Annotated in this window: 5 protein-coding genes and 1 tRNA gene; 4 read left to right on the plus strand and 2 right to left on the minus strand. The window is 45.2% G+C overall.

From position 1 onward, the window contains the following. Window positions 1-386: 386 nt before the first annotated feature. Together NBH16_RS22915 and NBH16_RS22920 are read right to left on the minus strand one after the other, a co-directional pair. Entirely contained in the window at window positions 387-1,187 is an 801-nt protein-coding gene (locus tag NBH16_RS22915; RefSeq protein WP_227154496.1) for a hypothetical protein, read from the minus strand. Between the two features lie 121 nt (window positions 1,188-1,308). After that, window positions 1,309-2,076, minus strand: coding sequence for a porin family protein (locus NBH16_RS22920; protein ID WP_005863419.1), 768 nt, complete (start codon window positions 2,074-2,076; stop codon window positions 1,309-1,311). A 219-nt stretch (window positions 2,077-2,295) separates the two neighbouring features. Here NBH16_RS22920 and NBH16_RS22925 point away from each other — a divergent pair, with 219 nt between their 5' ends. The 4 genes from NBH16_RS22925 (at window position 2,296) to NBH16_RS22940 (ending at window position 7,086) form a co-directional block, all read left to right on the plus strand. Then, window positions 2,296-5,031 carry a DNA gyrase/topoisomerase IV subunit A gene (locus NBH16_RS22925; protein WP_009016618.1) on the plus strand — a complete coding sequence of 912 codons (2,736 nt, stop codon included), beginning with the start codon at window positions 2,296-2,298 and terminating at the stop codon, window positions 5,029-5,031. Between the two features lie 3 nt (window positions 5,032-5,034). Continuing rightward, window positions 5,035-5,904, plus strand: a complete 870-nt coding sequence (locus NBH16_RS22930) for a DUF3316 domain-containing protein (protein ID WP_250789121.1) — start codon at window positions 5,035-5,037, stop codon at window positions 5,902-5,904. An 11-nt stretch (window positions 5,905-5,915) separates the two neighbouring features. Continuing rightward, window positions 5,916-6,932: a S41 family peptidase gene (locus NBH16_RS22935; protein WP_122268020.1), complete on the plus strand. Its 1,017-nt coding sequence runs from the start codon at window positions 5,916-5,918 to the stop codon at window positions 6,930-6,932. A gap of 72 nt (window positions 6,933-7,004) precedes the next feature. Further along, window positions 7,005-7,086 (plus strand) — tRNA-Leu (locus tag NBH16_RS22940). Window positions 7,087-7,308 lie beyond the last annotated feature (222 nt).

Below are 7,308 nucleotides of genomic sequence, written 5' to 3' on the forward strand. Positions count from 1 at the left end.
CCCTTCGACTACACGAAGGCGATAAATCTCATGATACAGCTTTTGACGCTCTTTCTCTTCCTGATAAGTTTTCGTTCTCATTTTTTGACTCTTTTAGGAGTCAACCTTATTTACAAAAAGACAGCTTTTAATCCCGACGCTACGCTCTGCATTTTTTGTTATATTTATGGCAAATATAGAAAACCATAAGAACTAAAAGAATTTTCAAATTACCGAAGGAAAAGTACAAGGAGTGAGAACAACTACGGAAGGGGTCTTATTGTATAAGGGTATTTCATGAAGACCGGAAATCCGAACGAACAAGGATTGGACGAATAGGCACCCTATACGAAGGAAAAAACATTCGTGATGACATTCTATATCGAATAAAGTCATCACGAACGCCTTCAAATATACTCATAGGACTCCGAGAAACTCGACTGGGAGCTAGAAGAAGCCAATTCTTCAGAGACTAATTGAAGCAGATTGCCATTCTGATCATAGGACTTCGTGATCCGACGAAGCTCTATGGATTCTTTTTCTGTCGGAAGGTCGGCATAAACCATGATCTCCATGTTCAATCCGTTCTCATTGCGATACTCGCTATATCGGAGAACCTCGGACGTTTCGGGATCACGAATCGTTTCTTTTGTCAACAACCCTGCCTCATCGTACTCATAGTCCGTATAAGTAAGCTTCCGGCCGAGTTCGTCGTACTCAACTTTCCGTTCCAGAAGATTATTCTTATAAGAAAAGACTGTCACCTTGCTCTTGCCAATAACCGGATATTCAGTAATCTCCTTTATTTTCCGGCCTTGTTCATCATACTTATAATGAAGCGTAGACAAATTATGATACGTCTGATCTAGGTTTCTGTTGAAGTAAACTTCTTTAGACAAAAAACCCCACTCGTCATAAACATATTCAACGTAGCCAATCAAGTATCCTTCTCCATCCTCCGTATTCAATGGATGTAATACCTTGGAGATACGTCCCGACTCATCGTACACATATTCCTTCGCTAGACTCAGAGGAGAGGAAATACCCGCACCGTACCAAACTCGTGCCAATTTAGCTCCCTCCGGATAAACAACACTAGGACAAATCACCGGCTTAGCCTCATCTTGAAATGAGTCCTCGCTACACCCCAGAGTGCCCAGCAAGACAAAAAGCAGGATGATCCCACCTATCGGATTGATGATTCTCATAATATCTTATTTATTTAAGTTTCTATAAGTTATAGATGATCAAACAATCTCAAAAGCTGCGTATCTATTAAAAAAAGACACCGAATATTCGTCAGATTCGTATCCTATGAGTGATTTGCCGTTAAAGCTTGAACTTATACCCAACCGTCAGACTCATCGTATTGTAATTGGCACCGACACTTCTTACCTCATACAGAGAGAAATTATCGCCATCGATCTTATAGTTACCGCCCTCATCACCTAGAGAGAGATCATACCCCAGATTCATCACCCAGTTATTCACCTCTATACCAAAAGAAGTTGTCAATCCCCAATCAAAAGAATTCACGTCTCGAAATGGATGATCGGCGCTTTCAGCCTCATCATATCCCGAATGGCCATAACCATAACTATACCCTAGGCCAGTAGATTTGACATATTTACCAAGCGCCTGCGGCTCCTTCGAATACCCCATCGTAAACGAAGATCCCCAATTCGTATCATTCTTGACAGATACACCGGCATACATACCGACCGCTAAATGCATACGTACCTCTTTCGACACTTTCCATGAGAAATCAGCCATCACGGGCAATTGCAAAAAATGTTGCGTGATACCACCGGTCATCATCTCTTTCAAGACATACGTAGCAGACTCCGTCGTTCTCGGATAATCTCCCAACGAATACCCTCTATTCGCATAATATAAACCGGATTTCAATCCAATCCATCCCGGTTCAAACTGGTAAGATACACCAACGCCTACCTTAACCCCCGCACGCCAGCTAGATCCCATTCCAACACGATTAACCGCGGCAAATCCACCCTCCGGAGTAATCCCCCAGCGTGATTGAGCGCTCACCACCAAGCCGCTCAAAGCGCATAACACAAATAAAATCAGCTTCTTCATATCATTATTCTTTTATATGTAAATATCAATTGTTATTGATAAGACAAAAGATTCTGAAAAACCCCTACCACCTAAATATTTATTTTATAAAATTTCTTTATTTAACGCAAACTCACTCTCGTAAAAGCCTCATTCTTATAAAAACTGCCGAATATTTGCTATATTTACACCCTGTTAGCAATTTGGCGTAATAGCGTTGTGTAGAAAGAACTGGATTTTATGAGACCGGAAGATAAAGAAGACGATTATATCGAGGATAAGGAAAACGAGGAAATTGAGGATATAAATAGTGATACCCAAGATAACGAGACTACGGAGGAAGAGGCGAATACCCATTCCGACTATAAAGTCCCGGGGAAAGGGGATACACGTGTCACGACCTATCATTTGTCTGGGATGTACCAAAACTGGTTCCTAGACTACGCTTCTTATGTGATCTTGGAACGGGCCGTTCCGCATATCAACGATGGACTGAAACCCGTACAACGACGTATCCTGCACTCCATGAGGAGGTTGGATGACGGGCGGTATAACAAGGTCGCGAATATCGTAGGTCATACGATGCAGTTCCACCCTCACGGAGACGCCTCTATCGGAGATGCCTTGGTGCAATTGGGACAAAAAGATCTGTTGATCGATTGCCAAGGAAACTGGGGTAATATCCTGACGGGAGACGGAGCCGCCGCTCCTCGTTATATAGAGGCTCGCCTTTCCAAGTTTGCCTTGGAGACCGTATTCAATCCCAAGACAACCCTTTGGCAGCTTTCTTACGACGGACGTAATAAGGAACCGGTTACCTTACCGGTAAAATTCCCTTTATTGCTGGCACAGGGCGTGGAAGGTATTGCCGTAGGCCTGTCTTCCAAGATACTCCCTCATAATTTCAATGAGTTATTAGATGCTTCCATCGCCTATCTACGGGGAGAGGAATTCGCATTATATCCGGATTTCCAGACAGGAGGCTCTATCGACATAGCCAAATATAATGATGGAGAACGGGGTGGATCGGTGAAAGTCCGTGCAAAAATCGGCAAGCTCGATAATAAGACATTGGTGATCTCGGAGATCCCGTATGGAAAAACAACCTCTACCGTGATCGAGTCCATCCTAAAAGCGAACGATAAAGGAAAGATCAAGATCAAGAAGGTAGACGATAATACCGCCAAGGATGTAGAGATCTTGGTGCATCTCGCTCCGGGGGTCTCTTCAGACAAGACCATCGATGCTTTATACGCCTTTACGGATTGTGAGATCAGTATCTCCCCGAACTGTTGCGTGATCAAGGAGGACAAGCCGCATTTCCTTACGGTCAGCGATGTGCTTCGCCACTCTACGGATCGTACGCTGGAGCTTTTACGGGAAGAGCTCAAGATCCAGAAACAAGAGCAGGAGGAGGCCCTGTTCTTCGCCTCCCTTGAAAAGATATTTATCGAGGAACGTATTTATAAAGACCCGGAATTCGAGAACGCCAAGAACATGGACGAGGCGATATCCCATATCGACCTTCGTTTAGAGCCGTTCAAGCCCCGATTTATCCGTGAGGTTACCCGGGACGATATCCTGAAACTCATGGAGATCAAGATGGGACGTATCTTAAAGTTCAACTCCGACAAGAGTAACGAGTTCATTGCCCAGACCTTGGAACAAATCGCCAAGATCAACGATAAGCTGGAACATATCGTCGACTATACCATCGATTGGTTTACCATGCTGAAAGAGAAATACGGCAAGGCTTACCCTCGCCATACCGTGATACGCAATTTCGACACGATCGAGGCGACCAAGGTCGTAGAGGCGAACGAGAAATTGTATATCAACCGTCAAGAAGGTTTCATCGGCATGGGACTGAAAAAGGACGAGTTCATATGTAACTGCTCGGATATAGACGATGTCATTATCTTCTATCGCAACGGTACTTATAAGATCGTCAAGGTAGCGGATAAGATCTTTATCGGTAAGGACATTCTATATGTCAACGTATTTAAGCGTAACGACAACCGGACGATTTACAACGTCATATACCGGGACGGTAAGTTCGGATATAATTACATCAAACGCTTCGCCGTCACAGGCGCTACACGCGATCGGGAATACGACCTGACCAAAGGTACGGAAAACTCCCGTGTCCTTTACTTCAGCGCAAACCCGAACGGAGAGGCGGAGACCGTCAAGGTAATCCTGAAACCCAAACCCCGGCAGAAACTACTCGTCTTCGAAAAGAACTTCAGCGAGATAGCCATTAAGGGACGGGGTTCTCAAGGTAATATCCTGACGAAAGCGGAAGTGCACAAGATCAGCCTCAAGCAGAAAGGCTCTTCCACCTTGGGAGGCCGGGAAGTATGGTTCGACTGGGACGTACTCCGGTTAAATTACGATGGGCGAGGAGAAGAGCTAGGCGAGTTCCATAGCAACGATCAGATATTGGTGATCCTGCCGAACGGCGATTTCTACGTCACGAATTTTGACCTTAGCAATCACTACGAGTCCAATATCATGGTCATCGAGAAATACCAGCCGAGCAAGATATGGACTGCCGTATTATACGACGCGGATCAGAAATATTATTATATCAAACGATTCCTGCTGGAGGTAAACACCCGGAAGCAGAATTTCCTAGGAGAGAATCCGAAGAACCGCTTGATGTTGCTTACGGATGAGGTCTATCCTCGTATCGAGGTGATCTTCGGAGGCCACGACGCCTTCCGGGAGGCTCTCGTCCTCGATGCCGACGAATTTATCGCGGTGAAAGGCTTCAAAGCCAAAGGTAAACGAATCTCTACATTTGAGGTCGAGACAATCAATGAGCTGGAACCGAATCGTTTCGTCCCTTCCGAAAACGCATCGGAATCAGACGATACCGAAGGCAATGAGGAGGGAAACGACACTGACGACGGGCAGAGTACCACGGATATTATCGATGAAATCACGGGACAGATGAAATTGTTTGACGAATAACCTATGAAAGCTATCACCTGTTTGATTGGTTTGTTCCTGCTGTTTCTCGCGTCATCGGCCAAGGCCCAGTCCGATGGAGACGAGATCCCTTGGTCTATCAACAGCGGGACCATGGTCGGTATAGGCAGCTACAACCTAATGGACACCTATTTATCTCCCAGCATGGAAGATAAGAAATATACAGGCCCCGGATTACGGGTAATGAATGAACGGATGAAGAGGGTCCGGCTGGCAAACTATCGGGTATCCAGACAGCAAACCATAAGCGTCGATCTGGCTAGCACGGATAATGCTGCCTCTACCGCTACGGATTTCGCGGGCTTTATCGATTATACGTTGGGTTACCATTATCATTTGCCCACGGTATTGCCGGATTTAAAGCTTCTGGCGGGTGGTGCCGTGCATGGCATGGGTGGTTTTATATACAATACCCGCAACGGAAATAACCCGGCCTCGGCGAAAGCGGATATCGATTTGAACATCTCCGCCATGGCGATCTATAAGTTACGCGTCAAGGAATATCCTATGACGCTGCGCTACCAGTTCACGATCCCCTTCGCCGGTGTTTTATTCTCCCCCCATTACGGGCAATCGTATTACGAGATCTTCAACCTAGGGAATGCTTCGGGAGTGGTGCAATTCAATTCCTTCCATAATAAATTCGCCATGAAGAACTTTTTCACGGTCGATTTCCCGGTTTGTAATTTTACGATACGGGCAGGTTACCTAAACAGCTCTTACCGTACGGATGTCAATGGGATACAGTCTCATATAATCTCTCACTCTTTTATGATCGGCCTCGTGAAAGAATTCATCTCTTTCGGAGGAAAACGCCTAAAGAATACCCAGCGGTTCAAAAGCGCTTATTATTAAAAGGAAATCAAATGAAACGATACCTTATATATATATGTATATCTCTCGGATTCCTGTTTACCGGATGTGAGAAATCGGACGAATACGTGGCCTCCCCACAGGAGAACTTTGAGGCGCTTTGGAAAATATTGGATGAGAATTACTGCTTCTTCGAATACAAGGACATTGATTGGAACGAGGTTCACGACCGTTATAAGACGCAGATAAGCGATACGATGAACCAATACGTCCTATTTGACGTATTAGGCGATATGCTAAACGAGCTGAAAGACGGGCATACCAATTTGATATCCACCTTCAATATGTCCCGCTATTGGGATTGGTACCTCGATTATCCGGATAATTTCGACTCAGACATACAAGAGAATTATCTCGGAAGGGACTACTCGATCGCCGGAGGACTTAAATACACGACATTGAGTGACGGTCAGATCGGGTATATTTACTACGGTAGCTTTTCCAGTTCGGCCGGTGAAAGCGGCTTGGATCACATATTCTATCAATTCAAGGATTGCAAAGGTTTGATCTTCGATATCCGGGATAATGGCGGTGGCATGTTATCAAACGCCGATCGCATCGCTTCTCGTTTCTTGGAGGAAAAGATACTGACCGGCTATATCCAACATAAGACGGGTAAAGGGCACGATGACTTTTCCGAACCTTATCCCCTTTATCTCTCACCTTCCGAGCGTATCCGCTGGTTACGTCCTGTCGTGGTCTTAACGAATCGTCATTGCTACAGCGCCGCCAACGATTTCGTGCAGAAAGTACGCATGATGCCTTATGTAACGACGATGGGAGATCGCACCGGAGGCGGTAGTGGTTTCCCCTTCAACTCCGAGTTGCCCAACGGCTGGGGTGTCCGTTTCTCCGCGTCTCCCATGCTGGATGTAAACAAACAGCATACGGAATTCGGTATCGATCCTACATATAAGGTTTCTATGACCCAAGAAGATATCGAGAAAGGTAAAGATACGATTATCGAGGCGGCGATCACCCACCTCTTGTCCGAGACCGAGAAGAAATAAGGTTTCGCTAAAAAAACAACGCAAATATTTGCAAGTTTATAAAAAAGCATTACCTTTGCACACGATTCCAATGCGGCTGTGGTGTAATTGGTAGCCACGTCAGACTTAGGATCTGATGCTTCACGGCGTGGGGGTTCGAGTCCCTTCAGCCGCACAAATCCAGAAATCCTTGTAAGCGAACTTACAAGGATTTTTTAGTATGGATAAACCTCCTCCATATATACAAGCACTGTGCAGATCAAGGATTACAAACAACGGCTCACCCGATAAATCAGGGGGAAAATTCTTTAATTCTATAGAAAATTTGCACCTTTGTACCATGAACAATCAAGGACTATTAGCATTGGCACAGTTGATTCTGCCATCAGAGATACTT

This window comes from Parabacteroides sp. Y3-G-102, assembly GCF_023656845.1.
GTDB lineage: Bacteria > Bacteroidota > Bacteroidia > Bacteroidales > Tannerellaceae > Parabacteroides > Parabacteroides distasonis.